The organism is Dyadobacter ginsengisoli DSM 21015 (assembly GCF_059568735.1).
Map to the genome: position 1 here is coordinate 878877 of NZ_JCANTY010000003.1, position 18855 is coordinate 897731.

Consider the following 18855-nt stretch of genomic DNA (forward strand, 5'->3'; position numbering starts at 1 on the left):
CTCCGACCTCATTATGATTGTGACTCTGCCTAGAAACGGAAGTGCGAGAACGCCTTGTTGGCATCTGCCATACGGTGCGTATCGTCTTTCTTCTTCACAGCAGCACCTTCACCTTTTGCAGCAGCGATAATTTCACCGGCCAGACGGTCAACCATTGTCTTTTCACCCCGCTTGCGGGAATAGTTGATCAACCATTTCATGCCCAGTGACTGCTTACGCTCCGGACGAACTTCGGTAGGAACCTGGAAAGTAGCACCACCTACGCGACGGCTTTTCACCTCTACGGAAGGAGTTACATTGTTCAATGCTTTTTTCCATGTTTCCAGACCATTTTCACTGGTTTTTTTCTCAACCAGTTCCAATGCATCGTAGAAAATAGTAAATGCAATGCTCTTCTTTCCTTCGTACATCAGGTTGTTAACGAATTTGGTAACCTGTACGTCCCTGAACTTAGGATCAGGAAGGATATATCTTTTCTTTGGTTTCGACTTTCTCATTTTGTCTTAATTTTTTACACGAGGTTTCGTTTTGCAACTTATTCACCCTGGGGCAATTGCCAGGATTACTTCCCTTTTATCAGAATTGAATTACTTAATAAAAGCAGAGAGAGTTACTTTTTATTTTTTCTTACCTTTTACTGGTGCTGCAGGAGCTTGTCCTGGCTTCGGACGCTTAGCGCCATATTTAGAACGACGTTGTTTACGTCCGTTAACACCGGCGGTATCCAATGCACCACGAATAATGTGGTAACGAACACCTGGCAAATCCTTCACACGACCACCACGGATCAATACGATCGAGTGCTCTTGCAGGTTGTGGCCCTCTCCTGGGATGTAGGCATTCACCTCCTTGTTGTTCGAAAGGCGAACACGCGCCACTTTACGAAGTGCAGAGTTCGGTTTCTTAGGCGTTGTGGTGTACACCCGGGTGCACACGCCCCTACGCTGAGGGCATGAATCCAAAGCCGGAGACTTGGATTTCCATGTAATGGTCTCTCTACCTTTACGGACTAATTGTGAAATAGTAGGCATTTAACAATTTGATTTTGATTCGGTTACCTAACCGATCGTTTGTTATATAAACACTTTTCCCGAAAAATCGGACTGCAAAAGTAATAATCAATACTTGATTTACAAATCGTTAGAGATTTTTTTTATTCAATCCCCACCATTCTCCGCCGCAGATTGTCAGGAAGTAACCGGTGCGCGGCAAATGAATAGCTCGTTTGAACGAGTAAATGCAGATAAAATTCGCTTGTAGCTCACTAAGGCAATAAAATTCTTCCTATCTAGTATCCGGAATTTTATTTCCAAACGTTGTTTATTAGTATTGTTTTTCAGAAACCCAGTGCGCGTCGATCGTTTGATTTTATACTTTACATTATGAAACTTTTCCGGAGTTACTTTACTCTCATAGTTTGTTTTGCCATTTCTTTATACTTGTCCGGCTGCAACTCGGCGATGCAGGCCTATAAAGACGGTCAGAAGAAGTTCTCAAACGGAGAATATGAATTGGCTATCAAGGGTTTCCAAAAAGCCGCCGAAGCAAATATCGAGCCAGTGCAAACAAGCTACCTCATCGCGGAGTCCTACCGCCTCTCCAACCGGTTCAAAGAAGCCATTCCATACTACAAAAAAGCTCTTGACGGCGGCATCACCAATCCCGACGCCCGTTTTCAATATGCCTATGCATTGAAAACGACCGGGGAATACGCAGAAGCATCAGCGCAATTCTCCGAGTTTGCCAAAGGTCAGAATGTACCTCAAAACTTACAGGAAAGGGCATTGCGAGAAATCGAAATCATACGCATCGCCGATCGTCTAAAGACAACCAAAATGGAGGTCGGGCTGAAAGACCTGCCGTTAAACACAACCGGCGCGGAGTTCGCCCCGACTGTGATAGGCAACGAACTGGTATTTTCTGCCTCCAAAAAAGAGAAGATATATACGAACAACGGGCAACCCATGCTGGGGCTTTACAAAATCAATATCGCCTCCGACCCAGGTAACACGCAGGGAAATCCAGTCCTTTTTAGTCAGGACGTTTTTGCGGCAGACGCACACGACGCGTCTCCTGCATTCTCCCCGGACGGCAAGACTCTTGTTTTTGCCAGAAGTAACACAGGTAAGAAAAAAGACAAATCCGCCGATGTGGACCTATATATGAGCCGCAATATCAACGGACAATGGACCCTTCCGGCAATTCTTCCAATTAACGATTCACTTGCCTGGGACGGCTCGCCTGCATTCTCCCGCGACGGCAAAACACTTTACTTCGCATCCAACCGCGCGGGCGGCGTCGGTGGTATTGACATTTACCGTACCAACATGGATGCCTCAGGCCGGTTCAGCCGCCCGGTAAATATGGGCCGGGACATTAATACTACCGGAGATGACATGTTTCCTTACGTAGCGGAAGGGGGTAAGCTCTATTTCGCATCGGACGGCCACCCGGGACTTGGCAAGCTTGACCTTTTCTCGGCAACCAGAACTCAAGGTGTCATTACGATTGAAAACCTTGGTCTGCCGTTCAATAGCCCACAGGACGATTTTGGTCTGGTATTTTACCAAAATCTGAACAAAGGCTTTTTCGCATCCAACCGGGATGGCGGCAAAGGGGATGACGACATTTACTTTTTCGCAGGACCGGAAGAAGAAGACACAACGAAGATCGCCAAACATACCGATCCCAACGACCCGCTTAATCCCAACAATCCAAATTACATCAATGGCAAACCCAAAGTGGTACGCTACTTCCTGGCGGGTAATGTGATTGAAAATGGCGAAACACCTAACCCGATCGATTCAGCGGTAGTGCATATTCTGCCCGACACGTCGGATACACAGATCGCCCAGTTCCCAACAGGAAAGGATGGCAAGTTTGGCAAGCAGCCGGTTGAAGAAGGGAGATCGTATTCATTGTTGATACAGCGCAAAGGCTATATCAGCAAGCGCGAGCCCTTCTCGATGTCGGGCCGCAACATTCCGCCGATATTCCTGACCAAGGAATTGACGGATACGACGTTCAATGTGACCATCAAGCTGGATAAGCTGGAATTGAACAAAACATTCGTTCTCGAAAACATTTACTATGATTTAAACAAGTACAATATCCGTCCGGATGCCGCCATCGAGCTCGACAAGCTCGTCCAGATCCTGAAAGACAACCCGACGATGACGATCGAGCTCAGCTCGCATACGGATGCGCGTGCGACGGACTCATATAACATGACGCTCTCACAGAACCGTGCGGAATCCGCCGTCGCCTATCTGAATACGAAGGGAATCGATGCAGATCGAATGGTGGCAAAAGGCTATGGCGAGAGGGAGCTCGTCGTGCCCAATGCCAAAACCGAGGAAGAACACCAGCGAAACCGGCGTACAGAATTCACCATTCTGAGTTACTGATAATCGAAAAACATGAGGAAGCCCGCTGTGAACAGAACGATTCGCAGCGGGCTTTTTTAATGCCCCGGTTCATTTTTCGTATAATTGCATTTCATAAAATTTACCACAAGCATTTACCATTAATGGCCCGACGCATTATCTATTGGTTCAGGAACGATCTGAGATTAAAGGATAACCAGGCTCTCTTTTCAGCCATTGGATCCGCAGATGAGATCATCCCTGTATACGTTTTCGACACCCGTCAATTTGAAAAGACAAAACTTGGCTTTAGAAGAACCGGCGCCCTGCGTGCGCGTTTCCTGGTAGAATCCGTCGCTGAACTCCGTGAAAACATCCGCGCGAAGGGTGGCGACCTCCTGATCCGCACCGGCGATCCTGAGAAGATCATTGCACAATTGGCGGAAGACTACGCAGCCGAGTACGTATATACCAGCAAAGAGATTGCTCCCCAGGAAACCCGCATTGAATCTTCGCTGAGTAAGAACCTCAAAACAGCTAATGTAGACATCAAGTTGTTTTGGATGGACACCATGATTAGTGCGATCGATCTGCCATTTCCTGTTTCCAGGCTTCCCTCGCGATTCAACTCTTTCGTAGAACAGTTAAGCAACGATCTTAAAATAAAGGAGCAGTTTCCAGCCCCTGATAAAATCACCTTGCCAACCGATTTTGAAGCCGGGGCGATGCCCACGCTGGCAACCCTGGGTGTCGATCCTAAGGAAATCCAGATGGAAATGCCCGATGCGTACCTGCCAGGCGGGGAAAGCCATGCGCTCGCTACTCTGAAAGAATATATTGAACAGTTTGCAAAGAAAGACATTCCATTTGCATCCGGCGAGCCGTTAACAGACACACGTCTCTCCGATTGGCTTTCACTCGGTTGTATCTCCGCTTCTTACATTTACCGAAGCGTCAAAGCTGCCCGGTCGTTCGCCGGAACGAATGACGCGGTCATTACTAACCTGCTGCATAGAGAGTTTTTCCACTGGACTCTGCTGCGCTATGGCCCACGGATGTTTAAGCCAAGTGGAGTCAAACATCATTTCGACAGACGCTGGGCCAATGACAATGCCACCTTTACAAAATGGATGAATGGCCGAACCGATAGTCAGGAGATCAATGCAGTAATTCTCAAACTGAATGCAACAGGATTTGTCACTGCAGCAGAACGTGAAACAGCGGCCCGGTATCTTGTTGACGACCTGGACATTAACTGGACCTGGGGAGCAATGTATTTTGAAAGCCTTCTTACCGACTATGAAGCAGCGGTTAACTGGGGCCGGTGGAACAATATAGCAGGGGTTGGCGAAGGCTAATTGATCTTATTTTTTCAAAAAAACCCACTATCCTGCCCAAACAAGGCAAAATTAACTCAGGGAACCGGCTATGTAGTTTTTCTTAAAGATTTTGCTAGCTTTGGTCAACTTTGAATCACATTCAATAACTCTAAACTGAATATTAAAATGTCAAAAGGACTCATTGCAGTTATCGTTGTAGTTCTGATTCTCGGATTCGTCGGCTGCGGTAAATATAATGGCCTTGTTCAAAAGGATGAGGCAGTAAAAGAATCTTGGGCACAGGTGGAAAGTCAGTATCAGAGACGGGCAGACCTGATCCCCAACCTGGTTAGCACCGTTAAGGGCGCTGCCGATTTCGAAAAGAGTACACTGACCGCGGTAATCGAAGCGCGCAGCAAGGCAACACAAACCACTATCAGTGCGGATCAGCTCACACCTGAGAATATCGCTAAATTTCAGGCAGCACAAGATCAGTTGAGTGGTTCATTGTCCAGATTGCTGGTCTCGGTAGAGCAATACCCCCAATTGAAAGCCAACCAGAACTTCCTCGAACTGCAGGCCCAATTGGAAGGGACCGAAAACCGTATCGGCGTAGCCCGGAATAATTTCAATCAAATCGTGAAGGACTATAATCAGGAGGTCCGCACGTTCCCTAACAACCTTTTTGCCGGCATATTCGGTTTCTCACAAAAAGGATACTTCACAGCTGCCGCAGGCTCCGACAAGGCTCCGACCGTCCAGTTCTAATATTCCGCCGGGCCTCTCCTACCTATTCCCGGGAAGGCCCGGCGGGTCAATATCATCCCATCCGTTTACACACGTTTCCATGGCAAGCGAATCACTTTTTTTCACCGAAGAGGACCAGCGTTACATTATTGAAGCCATCCAGGAAGCTGAAAAACAGACTTCCGGGGAAGTTAAAGTGCATATCGAGAAGAAATGCCCAAACGATGACGTGATGGAAAGGGCCAAGGAGGTGTTCCTCTTCCTGCATCTGCATGAAACGTCAGAACGGAACGGTGTTCTGTTCTATCTGGCCCACGAAGACCGGAAATTTGCTGTTCTCGGAGACAAGGGGATTGACGAAAAAGTACCCAACAATTTCTGGAACAGCACCAAGGATCTGCTACGATCTCATTTTGCGGCGGGCCAATACAGGGAAGGATTGTGTAAAGGAATAGAAGAAGCAGGCCTGCAACTGAAAAAGCACTTCCCGTATCAGTCCGGCGATATCAACGAACTTTCCGACGATATCTCGTTCGGCCAATGAACTCTATGAAGCAACTCATCTTTTATATCTTGCTCGTCACTATCACGCTCGTGGGAGTACAGGCGCAGGATATTCCGCCTAAGCCGGATCCTCCCCGGCTTGTCAACGACCTTGCCAATCAATTGAATGCGTCTGAGAGAGCACAGTTGGAGCAAAAACTGGTTGCTTACAATGATTCTACTTCTTCTCAGATCGTCATCGTAACAGTTCCCACCCTGGCAGACTATCCCATAGCCGACTATGCATTCAAACTAGGAACTGTATGGGGAGTCGGACAAAAAGGGAAAAATAACGGCATTGTCCTGTTATGGGCACCAAAGGAACGGAAGATATTTATTGCGACCGGTTACGGTCTCGAAGGCGCAATTCCTGATGCGATCGCCAAGCGTATTGTTTCGCAGGTGATAACACCCCGTTTCAAGGAAGGACAGTTTTACCAGGGGCTGAGCGATGGAGTCGACATGATCTTCAAGTATGCCACCGGAGAATACAAAGCCGAAGCCAGCCAGGAAGACAGCGACGGGTCATTTCCGCCAATACTGATATTCGTAATCATCTTTATCGTCATCCTGATCATCATGTTCCGTAATCGCGGTGGGGGTGGCGGTAACCGCGGATACGGCGATTTCGGCGGACCGATCATCTGGCCATATACCACGCATTCCGGCCGCGGCAGCCAATCGGGCAACTGGGGCGGCGGGTTTGGAGGAGGTGATGGTGGTGGCTTTGGAGGTTTCGGAGGTGGCAGCTTCGGAGGTGGGGGTGCCGGAGGCGACTATTGACAGCGTTCATACCTACGCAGGAAAGCGGGTGGAGATAGGGTTCTCCATCCGCTTTCCTGCGTATTAGCCTGGCATTGCGTATAGTGTGGCACGCTTTTTTGAACATAATCCATAAATTATATCACCAAACCTAAACAAACATTTATGGAAAGGAAAAGTAACACCGGTCTATTGATCGGTTTGATCCTAATGACCATCCTGGCGGCAGTGTTCGGATATCTGTACTATAAAGAACACAACATCACACAAAAACAGGAAACAGACCTCGAAGCCAGAGTGAGCGAACTGGCAGCGTCCGAAATTAAGCTCGACTCGATCTCTAAACAGTTGGATGCCCGCATTCAGGAAGTACAGGGCCTGGGTGGCGACATTGCCGAATTGCAAAAAGTCAAAGCTTCGCTTGAAAGCGATCGTGTTGCACTACGCAAAGGCAATGCGTCCATGGGTAGGAAAATCAAGGAATATGAAGACTTTCTGACAAAAAAAGACACGGAAATCGCGCAATTGCGTGAAGAGAACCAGCAACTGATCAGCCAGAACGAGACGCTCAACCAGGAAAAGACGGAGCTTCAGACCAGCAAACAGGCCGTCAGCGATTCTCTTCGTGGGGTAGTTGAAAAAAACACGGAGCTGGAATCCAAAGTAACACAAGCCGCCGCGCTTCGCGCTCGTAATGTGAAAGTCTATGCCGTGTCTTCGAAAGGCAAGGTCCGGGAGGGCGAGAATGTAAAATCAAAACGGGTAGACAAGGTCAGAGTCGACTTTATCCTCGAAAAAAATCCGCTGACTTTGAACGACAATAAAACCGTCTACCTCCGTATCATCGACCCCAGCGGCGCCACGATTTCGGACACCAAAACCGGCTCCGGCGTATTCCAGTACAATGGACAGGAACAAGGCTACACCATCAGTAAGGATGTGGCATATTCCAACAACAACCAGGATGTAAGTATCCTGTATGATCGTGACGCACCCTTCACCTCCGGCAAATACACCATTGAACTTTATTCCGAAGGTTTTTCAATCGGTGAAGGCTCATTTTCTGTGAAGTAAATCCATTCAAATAATTGTAGATAAAAGCGGTAGCGGTCTCTCATGACTGCTACCGCTTTTATTTTTATGATTGATTGTTATTTACCCATAATTCCTATCTTGCACGACTAAAACCTATCGTTTATTACCCCGAAAACCAAATAAAACACTTCCCTTCCATGTCTTCACAGATTTCCCAAAAACACCCCAAAGGACTGTATGTCTTATCCTTTGCCGAAATGTGGGAACGTTTCAGCTACTATGGCATGAGGGCCATTCTTTTGCTTTTCCTCCTCGATAACATCAATGGCGGAATGGGAATGAGTGCTGCTGAAGGTACGGCCATCTATGGTCTTTATACCAGCTCCGTTTATCTGCTCACATTGCCCGGTGGCTGGTTGGCAGATAATATTCTAGGCCAAAAGAAAGCTATCTGGTACGGGGGAATCATCATCATGCTGGGCCACATCATTCTCGCTATTCCGGCTGGAAATGCAATATTTTTTCTTGGATTGGCCACTGTGGCCGTTGGCACCGGGCTTCTCAAACCAAATATCAGCTCGATCGTGAGTGAACTCTACCCAGAAGGTGGAGCACGTCGCGACGCCGCATTTTCTATCTTCTATATTGGAATTAATCTTGGATCATTCTTTGGCATTCTGCTGGTTGGTTATCTGGGACAAAGAGTCGACTGGCATGCCGGCTTCGGTGCTGCGGCCATCGGAATGTTGTTTGGATTAATCGTTTTCAAATTCGGCGGAGCAAAGTATTTGCATGGATTAGGTGAAGTTCCTGCCGCTAAAATGGATACATCCGAAACCAAAGATTCGCAGTCAAGTACCAATAAAGTTCTCGGCTATGGGTTGGTTGCATTGCTCGCGGCTTTTCTTGCAGCTTTACAATATTTCAACGTCGTCGATATGACGACAGCGCAAGGTCTTGCACAAGGAGCAGGCGTTATTATTGTTTCAATTGCCACTGCATACTTTCTGTACATTCTTATCGCGGGTGGGCTTACGCGGGTAGAACAATACCGTATCGTGGTTCTTATCATTTTATTTTTGGCTATTGCATTATTCTGGGCAGGATATGAGCAGGCAGGCACTTCATTGCAAATTTTCGCCGAGCGGCACACGCAGCGCATGATCGGTGGATGGGAAGTTCCTTCTAGCTGGTTCCAAAATTTCCAGCCGGCATTCGTACTGATTTTTGCACCGCTGCTCGCAAGCTTGTGGATCAGACTGTCTTCACAGGGCAAAAACCCTTCTACTCCTGTAAAGTTTGCTATGGGTCTGATTCTATTAGGTCTTAGCTTCTTTGTGATGGTCGCCGCCTCCAATATTGCTGTAAAAGGCGAACTAGCTTCTCCATTCTTTCTGACATTTACATACTTCCTGCATACCATTGGCGAACTTTGCGTAAGCCCGGTCGGATTGAGCTCCTATACAAAACTCGCCCCTAAACGCTATATCAGCCAATTAATGGGGATATGGTTTGTAGGCGCCGCTCTGGGTAACCTGATTGCCGGACTTTTCGCAGGCGGTTTCGATGAATCGAATATCCTTCAAATGCCGGCACTTTTCAACCAGGTGGCGATCGTTACCACCATATTCGGGCTGATCCTGCTCGTCTTCTGGAAACCAATCAAAGGTTGGATGGGAGGCATTCATTAATGCTATTTTATATACTTCAAAAACAAATACATCAAAGATGAGATCAGCCGCATTCGGCGCTGCCGCGTTGGCCCTTGTTGTGAGCCTGGCAGGGTGCAAGAAAGAAAAGGAAGAAACAGACTCTACCCAAGTCCCTGGATTCGACATCAGCTCGCTGGATTCGACCGCCAAAGCTTGTAACGACTTCGATACCTATGCCAACGGCGGGTGGAAAAAGAAAAACCCCATCCCGGGAACAGAGAGCCGCTGGGGCGCATTCGGGATACTCGACAAAGAAAATAAAGAAGTTCGCTTAAAGGGCATTATTGAAGAAATCACCAAAACACAGGATAGAAAAAAGGGAAGTGAAGAACAGCAGATCGCCGATTACTATCAGTCGTTCCTCGATACCGCGACCATTGAAAAACGTGGATTGGCGCCTTTGAAACCTTATCTCGACAAAATCAATACGACTGCTTCCTTAAAAGACCTGGCTTCGGTGGCCGGTGAAATGCAGAAAGTTGGCGTCTCGACCCTCACTGGTTTCGGAGTAGAAGGCGATTTGAGAAATAGTAAGGTCAACATCCTTTACCAGGGCCAGGACGGACTGAGTCTGGGTGAGAGAAGCTACTACGACCGGACAGACTCCAGTACAATTAAAGTCCGGGCAGAGTTTGTCAAACATGTCGATAAGATGTTCTCCATGGCCGGTTTCACAGAAGCGGCTCCGGGGCAGACCATTCTGGATTTCGAAACCAAGGTAGCGAAGTTACAGTTGACGAATGTAGAGCTTCGCGATCCGGTGAAGACCTACAACAAAATGGCATTTGCCGATTTCGAAAAACTGATCCCGGACTTTGATCAGAAGACATTTGCAGATAAACAGGACGTAAAAACCGACACGCTGATCGTCCAGAACAAGCCTTACCTGCAGAATCTCAACAAGCTCCTGAAAACAACGCCGCTTGCCACCCTGAAACTTTATACGAAGTGGCAGCTTCTTTCCCGCTTTGCCGGCTTCCTGCCCAAAAGCTTCGATCAGGAAGATTTCCGCTTTTTCAGCACGGTAATGCGTGGTACCAAACAGCAGAAGGCCCGGGTAGAACGTGCTATCCGGTCAACCGATGGATTGCTGGGCATGCCCCTCGGAAAGCTGTTTGTTAAAAAGTACTTCCCCGAAGAAGACAAGAAAAAGGTATCTGAAATGATCGAGAATGTGCGCGCGGTATATGGCGAAAGGATCGATAAACTGACCTGGATGAGCGATTCCACCAAGGCCAAAGCACATAAAAAACTCAAAGCATTCACTTACAAAATAGGTTATCCTGATAAATGGAAAGATTATTCCTCCATTGAAATAGCACCTGACAAGCTTTTTGAAAATGTGATATCGGCCTCGTTGTTCGGCCATAAAGAACAAGTGGAGAAGATTGGCAAGGAGGTAGATAAAAAAGAATGGCTGATGACACCACAAACTGTCAACGCCTATTACAATCCGTTAAATAACGAGGTCGTTTTCCCTGCCGGCATTCTGCAACCCCCGTTCTATAACCGGAACGCGGACGATGCGATCAACTACGGGGGCATTATTGCGGTGATTGGTCATGAGTTTACACACGGATTCGACGACCAGGGCTCGCAGTTCGACGACGAGGGAAATCTCAAAAACTGGTGGACAGCCTCCGATCGTGCCAATTTTGACAAACTGACTAAAAAGTACATTGACTATTTCAGCGGAATCGAAGCATTGCCCGGTTTCAAGATCAATGGCGCATTGACCATCGGTGAAAATGTGGCAGACCTCGGCGGTCTGACACTGGCTTACTATGCTCTGGAAAAATCCCTGAAAGGCAAAGAACCCGCTCCGATCGACGGCTTCACCTGGCAGCAGCGCTTCTTCCTCGGCTGGGCGCAGGTGTGGCATATGAACACGACGGACGAAGCATTGCGCAACCAGGTACAGACAGATCCGCATTCACCTGCCAAAGACCGCATCAACGGCCCGCTCCCGCACCTGAAGGAGTTCCAGACTGCCTGGAGCTGTGGCGCCGGAAGCAAAATGGTATTATCCGACTCAGCCCGTGTGGTGATCTGGTAGCTACTTGCCGGCCAGGTATTTGTGGCGATAAGCACTTGGACTACATCCCTTAGCCTGCCTGAATTGGCGGGCTATATTTTTGCTATCCCCAAGTCCCATATCCAATGCGATTTCAAAAACCGACATATCGGTATCGAGCAGTTTTTGAGTGAATTTCTCGATCCGCAGGTTGAAGATGTATTTATAGATCGGATAACCCGTGATTTCAAGGAAACGCTTTTCCAGTGCACGGCGTGACAAGGGTACCTGCTTCACTACTTCATCCACGTGCAGGTTTTTATCGATGTTTTGATGGATGTACTTCAATGAAGATGCGATATGATCATCATTCGTAGCATAGATATCCGTCGAATGGCGGGTAATGACCTGGGTAGGCCTGACAATGATGTCATAATAATCGGCAGTCCCGTGTTTGACCATATGATCCAGCAACTTTGCCGCATCATAACCCCCTTTTTCAACATCCAGCGCAATGCTCGATAAGGGAGGATCGGACAGGTCGCAGATCATTTCATCATTATCCACACCTAACACAGCTACCTCTTCAGGTATACGTATGCCTACGTGCCGACAAGCTTCTGTGATATGCTGTCCCTGGTTATCGTCGCAGGTCATGAGCCCAATGGGCTTGGGGAGGGATTTCAGCCAGCGGCTCAATGAGCTGGGTTTGTAATACCACAGCTCCGTAGACCGCGACTTTTTGTGCTCGAAGTAATGCACTTTATGTCCTTTGGAACGCAAATGTCCCTCAAACCCTTCGGCCCGTTCCCGTGACCAAACAATATCATTGAATCCGTAAAAGGCAAAATTGGTGAAACCCTTTTTCAGAAAGTAGTCGGCGCCCATTTGGCCGGCCTCATGATAGGCACCGGTAATGTTGGGGATTTCGGTAAAGCGCTCTTTAAAGTCCTGCGCAATAACCGGAATTCCCGCCCGCACGATCTTGTCTATTTCTTTATTATAAAGCTGTCCGACAATACCATCCGCACCCCATTCCAACGCCCATTTCAGGATTCCGTCGATCCCGATCGTCTCCCGGTGAAAAAGCGGCATCCGGCAGAAGATCCAGGGGCCAAACTCTTTGGAATACGCATTAATCCCTTTCATCAGGCTTTTGCTGTATTCCTCTGCAAAGTCCAGGAGCAGGATAATCTTGTACATTGTAGTAGTTGTTAATACCCTGTTGAATCACCTAGCTAATGCCAAAAAGCTCTTTCAAACTGGAAACTGTTTCATTGTTGACCAATGGCTTTGCCCACAGCCCGATGCTGAGAATATAACCCAGCGGAAGTAAAAGGAATAACATGGCCCATTGTAGTCCGACCAGCTCCCCCAGCCCACCGACGATCAGCGGCACCACGGCCCCTCCGGCAATACCTGCGCAGAGAATGCCGGAAAACGTTCCGTGATGCTTGGGTACCGAGTTAAGCGCCAGTGAAAAGATCACAGAATACATCACCGACGCGAAGAAACCCGTAAGCGGAAATGCGATCAGCGCCATCTCCTTGGAGCCGAAAAGTGCCAACAAAAGAGACACGATCGCTCCACAGGTGAAGAAAACAAGTACCTTCCGGCTATCCAGTATTTTGAGCAAAACCAATCCGAGAAAACAGCCGACCGTCAGCAAACCCCAGAAATACGATATGACGGAAGCGCCGGTGGTTGCAGGATCCACTGCATGGTATGTTTGTAGGAACTGCGAAATCCAGTTGGCTATGCCCTGCTCCGTTCCGACATAAGCGAATATCCCCAGAAAGAAAAGCCATACCAATCGGTTCGAAGCAAGCTCTCCGAACGATTTTCCTACATCGATCCGCTCATCTTCCAGTAAATCTACTTTGGGAAACCGGACCATCGTGATCACAACAACCATCAGTAATGCAATAACGGCGAAAACCCAGTACAAAGACACCCATTTAAGGTTCTCAGGCACCAAGCGGTTCAGGGTATCGAGCAGAAAACCCGATTGCTCCGAATGCACATTCAACACCAGATAGCTGTACAATAGCGGGCTCAGGAACGAAGCTGCGCCAAAAAACAGCTGCGCAAGCACCGAATAGAATGCAAACTTCTCCTCGCCACCTGATACTCTTAACAATGGATTGATCACCACCTGTAGAATAGCCATACCAACCCCGATGACAAAAAGCGAGAACAATGCCACAAAAAAGCTGGGCACCAAAGCAAAAAGCAATGCCCCGCTAAAAGCCAGAAAGAAAGCCAGGATGAGCATCACCTTCTCCCCAAACTTCTCTACCATCAGACCGGCCGGGATAGACATTACCCCATACGCGACAAAGAACGCGAATGGTAAGAAACCGGCTAGCCCGATACTGAGATCAAAGCTCTTGACGATATCCGGAATAATGGGACCCAGGATGTTGGTCAGAAAGGAAATGACAAAAAATATAAGAAGGATCAGAATGACAATGAAGATATTCCTTTGCATGAGGGCTGTTCCTGGTTTGATAAACCTGATTTAAATTTTATTCCGCATTACGCTCAATCGTCCAGCAAGGCAGCAGCCCCCAATAATGCAATATTTTCGTTTTCGGACACGAGCAATGTTAACTTTTTCAACGATTCCGGATAAGCAAAATTCTGAATACTGTCGAGCATGCTTTCTTCAAAAAAGCGGTTTGCCTTGGCAATGGAGCCTCCCATGACAATCGCCTCAGGGTCGTAGGTATACATAATGGCCTTAATCACGGCGCCAAGGTGTACCCCGAATTCCTCCCAAACTTCAATGGCCTTCTTGTTTCCTTTTAATGCGGCTTCGTGCGCTGCATAGGCGTCGATTCCCAGGCAGTCTTCAAAAAACCGGCTGCACACATAATTTTCAAGCACCGAGTCTTTGTATGGCAGCATTCCGATCTCACCTGCCCCGCAATTTTTGCCGGCATACAAATGATTATCGATAATAATCCCCGAGCCGAGCCCCGTACCGATCGCCATTCCGATCACCGATCTGAATCTTTGAGCCAACCCAAAACGGTGCTCTCCCAAAATAAAGCAATTTACATCGTTGTTAATCGACACCGGCAAATTGAACTCCTTTTCTACAATGTCCCGCAATGCCACCTCTTCCCAGGACGGAATGTTTACCACATTATAAACAATCCCCTTGCCGACATCGACGACCGACGGTACCCCTATACCAATGCCCTTGACAGGATATGCGGTGAGGGGACGGATGACATCCATCAGTTGATCGAGAGTCGACGACAACGAATGCTTGTTAGCCAGTACAGTTTTGTTCTGCCGGGTGATATAACCACCCGATTCTATCCCGGCACGAATGTTCGTGCCGCCGATATCTACACCAATGTTCATCGACGGATGTGTGGAGTTGAGTAGGAAACTCTCATAATTTTTAAACCTTCATCGGGCTGACACAACACTACTGCGGCTCGACCTACCGGCCAGATCGAAGCTTTTCAGTATGACAGTTCCCGAAACCTTCACAGGGTTTTCATAAAGCTGGGACCGTTCGGTAGGCTCGGAACCGTCGGTGGTATAGCGAATTGCCAATCCGGGCAGTTCGACATTCGCCTTCAGCATTCCGTTTTCTACGACCGCACCCGGTTGGGGCAAGCGGTAATTGTAGCCTCCGTTGATATACTTTAGTCTGGGCAGATGCTTTTGGGCTATCGAATTCGCAAAAATATTCCATCCCTCCTGCATCAGCTTCTTTCTGGCCGTATCATCCGCAACGTTCTCCCACTTGCGCTCGGCTGCCCAGGCGCTTTCCGAAAAACCCAGCAATTTCGGCAGGATCGAATATTCCATCATGTCGCGTCCCTTGATCGTCTCACTCCAAAGCTGCGCCTCCACCCCGATCACATTCTTTCTGGCCTCGGGTTTCATAGCCTGTTTTCCTACAAACTCTTCCTTCATAGGCTTGCCCATCGAAGTTTCCTCGGTGGTCCGGAACATATTGAAAGGCGCAAAAGCCCAGTTATCGCGCGTGTCTACAAACCCTGCCCAGTAAAGCCCCGGCTCTTTGGGGTCATTGTTGTATGACATATCGAAATAGAAGTTGGTCACGTTACATAAAACCACCTGATAACCCGCATTCGCCAGGCGGTTGCCCAGATCTACGTCGTACACATTGTTCCAGATATAGGGTATTACAGGATGTCCTACAAACTCCGGGTTCGCGAGGTAAGCGCCGCTTTCCGTTTTGTTTAATGCTACCTCTTCCCATCCGTGCACTTTCAGGTTACGCTTTTCGAGCATGGGAAGCAGTCTTCTGAAAAAATAGGTCTGCAAATATCTCGGACCTTTAACCTCGGGATGCTCCTGCAATAGCTTGGCGGCCATAGGCGACTTTGTCCACACGCCGTCAGCAACCTCGTCACCACCGGTGTGGAAAGTATCCATCTTCAGGCCCGCCTGCTCGTACAGTTTCGAGATCTCGTCCACCACTTTCACAAAGAAATTATAGGTTGACTCCCGCGCTACACTCACCACATTGTTCTTGTAACCCTGTGCCGAGATGTAAACTGACTTGTCATCGGGGTCGATCAGCCGGTACTCGTTGGCCTCTTTTTCTTTTCCTTCTTTCATCAACCGCTCATACCGGGCCTCCATCGACTTGATTGCCGCCAGCGCGTGGCCGGGGAAGTTCAGCTCCGGGATGATTTTGATGTGCCGTTCATGAGCATATTTAAGTATTTCAATGAAATCCGCCTTGGTATAATAGCCGCTGCCATGCTTACCTTTTTCATTGGCAATGGGGCCCGACCCATATCCCGGGTGCAATGCAGGTGCGCCCATCCCCGACGTATGCTGGCGTTGCGCGCCTACTTGCGTAAGTTCCGGCAAGCCATCTATCTCGATCCGCCAGCCTTCGTCCTCGGTCGTATATAGCAACAGGTGATTGACCTTATAGGAAGAAAGCAAATCAATCACACGTTTCACCGATTCCTTCGTCTGAAAGTTACGTGCTACATCCAGGTGCAAGCTTCTGAACTCAAACCTGGGCGCATCCTGCACCTGAACAAATCCAAATCCAAGAGAAGCGACGGGTTTTTGGTAAGAATCCGTAGGAGCCAGTTGCAGCAAGCTCTGAACGCCGTAAAACACGCCGGCAGCGTCGCTCCCCTCAATGGTAATGCCGTTCTGATTGATACCCAGCTGGTATGCTTCGGCAGCCACCCCGTTTACATTCACCTTTCCGGTTTTCAGGACAATAGCGGACTGGTCGGCGGAAGCGGCATTGGGCAAACCGGCCTGGATCGGAAGATCCGTACCCGTTAGTGCCTTCAATTTGCTGATCAGGTACCTGGCTTCGTTTTCGAGCCCTTCCTGGTAAAATACATGGGTACTGCCTGTCAACGTGAATGTGCCCGAACCCGGCGTGATCTTAACCGGACTCGGAATGATCTTCAAAAGCTGATCGTCGGCCAACCTCGTAAATGTCAGATTATCTTTATATCGTGTCTCAGCGGTTGGAACTCGTTTGAGATCCATTTTCCCGCGCAGAATTTGCTCTTTGGTCGTGAATGGCTCTATCTTATAATCTGCCACCTGAACGATATCCTTTTCCTTTCCATCCTTGTCATAAAAAACAAAATACAAGCCCAGCGGCGCATCCGTTTCCTTGACTACCCCCTCTGTACCGGTATAAGTAATTATCACCGAATCTCCCGGTGCCAATTTAAAGTCCTTTGCCGCTACCATTTGGTACCAGTCGCCGTTGATGTGTTCTATTACAGCTGGCTGCGGTGTTTTGTTGGATTGAATAGGTCTTGGGGACATATTCCAAAACAACTTCCAGTTCGACCCGTCCAGCGTAAAATCACTCCCGTTCCGGATCGTAAACTGCGCTTCAAATCTTCCCTGTGGTTCGATAAAATTGCTGACGAGCTTCCATGAGATGCCGATTTTCTCGGCCTGCTCCTTTGATACTTGGTCCGATTTGTTGCAACTCACCAACAGCAACAGGCCGAACAAGGCCAGAGAAAGAAAGAATAGTTTGTTCATATGATTAAGAAAGAAGGCTGGATTAGGATGTGCCTGGATGTACAGGATAATGATATCCTAATTACTGATAATTGCGCAAAATATACTAGTGCAGGGAGCAAAAAGCGTCAGCGTGGAGTAAAGCACCTGCACATAACCCCTATTTTCTTCGTTTTGCCAATAGCCCTTCCAAGCCATGCACCCGTATTGAATCCATTAAACAGCTGATATGGAAAATCCTTCTGCCCCATTGTCGAGGCTACTTTCTCTGGATGCGATGCGCGGCTTCACTATCGCAGCCATGATCATGGTCAACTTCCCTGGCAGCGAGAAATATGTCTTTCCTACCCTTCGCCATACCAAATGGAACGGGCTCACATTTACGGACCTTATCGCACCGACATTCCTTTTTATCGTCGGAGTATCCATTACGCTGGCGTATTCCCGGCAGCGAACTTTCAGGGCCAAAGGCGGTCTCGAAGGTGACCTGTACCGGAAGATCCTGATCCGCTCCCTGAAAATCTTTGCAGTAGGGATGTTCCTTAACATGCTCCCTGACTTCAACTTTTCGGACCTGCGCTATACGGGCACGCTGCATCGCATCGCAATCGTATTCCTGGTTTGTGCAATCCTTTTTCTGAATACCGACTGGAAACAGCAGGCCTGGATCGGGGCCAGCCTCCTGCTTTTGTACTGGCTCGCATTAACGACAATCCCTACTCCGGGCGTCGGTAAGGTCATGCTGGAACCCGGAGTCAATCTCGCCGCCTGGATCGATCAACAATATCTCCCCGGTAAAATGTGGCAGGGGACCTGGGACCCGGAGGGCATCATGAGTACGATCCCATCCATCGTTACCACGATCACCGGCATGCTGGCCGGCAGGCTCATGCTTAGTCCGCTCTCACCTAATGAAAAGAGCAACAGTCTCATGACAGCCGGGTTTATCTCGGCAGCACTAGGCTACTTTTGGGGCCTGATATTCCCTGTCAATGAAAATCTATGGACAAGTTCCTTCGTAATGGTCACGTCCGGCTTCGCATCCATGCTGCTGGGGCTGCTATACTTCCTCATCGACATCCGCGGAAATACCAGAGGAATATCGCCAGGCGTCATTTTCGGGGCGAATGCCATTACTGCCTACGTTCTGGCCGACATCTTTGCACTCTTTTTTTACTTGCTTCCGATTCGGGGTTCTACATTAAATCATCACGCCGTTGCGGGACTGGCCCAAACCGGCATGGATCCACGCCTCGCAAGCATGCTTTATGCGCTGTTTTTTGTAGGAATTATTTTTATCCCGGCGTACCTCCTGTATCAAAGAAAAATATTTATCAAGCTCTGACCTC

General features: G+C 48.4%; 15 protein-coding genes. 9 read left to right on the top strand and 6 right to left on the bottom strand.

From position 1 onward, the window contains the following. Positions 1 to 29: 29 nt before the first annotated feature. Together rpsG and rpsL are read right to left on the bottom strand one after the other, a co-directional pair. On the bottom strand, positions 30 to 497 hold the full coding sequence (rpsG, locus tag BP71_RS14415; RefSeq protein ID WP_019941733.1) for a 30S ribosomal protein S7: 468 nt from the start codon (positions 495 to 497) through the stop codon (positions 30 to 32). A 120-nt stretch (positions 498 to 617) separates the two neighbouring features. Further along, positions 618 to 1031 carry a 30S ribosomal protein S12 gene (rpsL, locus tag BP71_RS14420; RefSeq protein WP_026350530.1) on the bottom strand — a complete coding sequence of 138 codons (414 nt, stop codon included), beginning with the start codon at positions 1029 to 1031 and terminating at the stop codon, positions 618 to 620. Positions 1032 to 1382: 351 nt separating this feature from the next. Between rpsL and BP71_RS14425 the strand changes: the two genes are divergently transcribed. The 8 genes from BP71_RS14425 (at position 1383) to BP71_RS14460 (ending at position 11539) form a co-directional block, all read left to right on the top strand. Further along, entirely contained in the window at positions 1383 to 3407 is a 2025-nt protein-coding gene (locus BP71_RS14425) for a CHU_0125 family OmpA-like outer membrane integrity protein (protein WP_496380290.1), read from the top strand. Positions 3408 to 3529: 122 nt separating this feature from the next. Beyond that, positions 3530 to 4723 (top strand): deoxyribodipyrimidine photo-lyase, encoded by a 1194-nt coding sequence (locus BP71_RS14430; RefSeq protein ID WP_496380292.1) that lies wholly within the window; start codon positions 3530 to 3532, stop codon positions 4721 to 4723. 147 nt (positions 4724 to 4870) lie between these two features. Then, positions 4871 to 5452, top strand: coding sequence for a LemA family protein (locus tag BP71_RS14435; protein WP_496380294.1), 582 nt, complete (start codon positions 4871 to 4873; stop codon positions 5450 to 5452). Positions 5453 to 5531: 79 nt separating this feature from the next. After that, positions 5532 to 5975 carry a TPM domain-containing protein gene (locus BP71_RS14440; protein ID WP_496380296.1) on the top strand — a complete coding sequence of 148 codons (444 nt, stop codon included), beginning with the start codon at positions 5532 to 5534 and terminating at the stop codon, positions 5973 to 5975. A gap of 5 nt (positions 5976 to 5980) precedes the next feature. After that, positions 5981 to 6757: a TPM domain-containing protein gene (locus tag BP71_RS14445; protein ID WP_496380298.1), complete on the top strand. Its 777-nt coding sequence runs from the start codon at positions 5981 to 5983 to the stop codon at positions 6755 to 6757. A 144-nt stretch (positions 6758 to 6901) separates the two neighbouring features. Next, positions 6902 to 7810 carry a DUF8428 domain-containing protein gene (locus BP71_RS14450; protein ID WP_496380300.1) on the top strand — a complete coding sequence of 303 codons (909 nt, stop codon included), beginning with the start codon at positions 6902 to 6904 and terminating at the stop codon, positions 7808 to 7810. Positions 7811 to 7968: 158 nt separating this feature from the next. After that, a complete protein-coding gene (locus BP71_RS14455; RefSeq protein WP_496380302.1) occupies positions 7969 to 9462 on the top strand; it encodes a peptide MFS transporter in 1494 nt (497 codons plus the stop codon). A gap of 37 nt (positions 9463 to 9499) precedes the next feature. Next, positions 9500 to 11539, top strand: coding sequence for a M13 family metallopeptidase (locus BP71_RS14460; RefSeq protein ID WP_496380304.1), 2040 nt, complete (start codon positions 9500 to 9502; stop codon positions 11537 to 11539). On the opposite strand, the gene BP71_RS14465 is transcribed toward BP71_RS14460, so the two are convergent. Genes BP71_RS14465 through BP71_RS14480 form a run of 4 tightly spaced genes read right to left on the bottom strand, consistent with a single transcriptional unit; the run spans position 11540 to position 17527 of the window. Beyond that, positions 11540 to 12700, bottom strand: a complete 1161-nt coding sequence (locus BP71_RS14465) for a XylR family transcriptional regulator (protein ID WP_496380306.1) — start codon at positions 12698 to 12700, stop codon at positions 11540 to 11542. 31 nt (positions 12701 to 12731) lie between these two features. Beyond that, the gene (locus tag BP71_RS14470) at positions 12732 to 13988 is read right to left on the bottom strand and encodes a sugar MFS transporter (protein WP_496380308.1); all 1257 of its coding nucleotides are present in this window, start codon (positions 13986 to 13988) and stop codon (positions 12732 to 12734) included. Positions 13989 to 14041: 53 nt separating this feature from the next. Beyond that, on the bottom strand, positions 14042 to 14872 hold the full coding sequence (locus tag BP71_RS14475) for an ROK family protein (protein ID WP_496380310.1): 831 nt from the start codon (positions 14870 to 14872) through the stop codon (positions 14042 to 14044). Between the two features lie 48 nt (positions 14873 to 14920). Then, positions 14921 to 17527 (bottom strand): family 20 glycosylhydrolase, encoded by a 2607-nt coding sequence (locus tag BP71_RS14480; RefSeq protein WP_496380312.1) that lies wholly within the window; start codon positions 17525 to 17527, stop codon positions 14921 to 14923. A 208-nt stretch (positions 17528 to 17735) separates the two neighbouring features. On the opposite strand from BP71_RS14480, the gene BP71_RS14485 reads away from it, so the two are divergent. After that, positions 17736 to 18851 (top strand): acyltransferase family protein, encoded by a 1116-nt coding sequence (locus BP71_RS14485; protein WP_496380314.1) that lies wholly within the window; start codon positions 17736 to 17738, stop codon positions 18849 to 18851. Positions 18852 to 18855 lie beyond the last annotated feature (4 nt).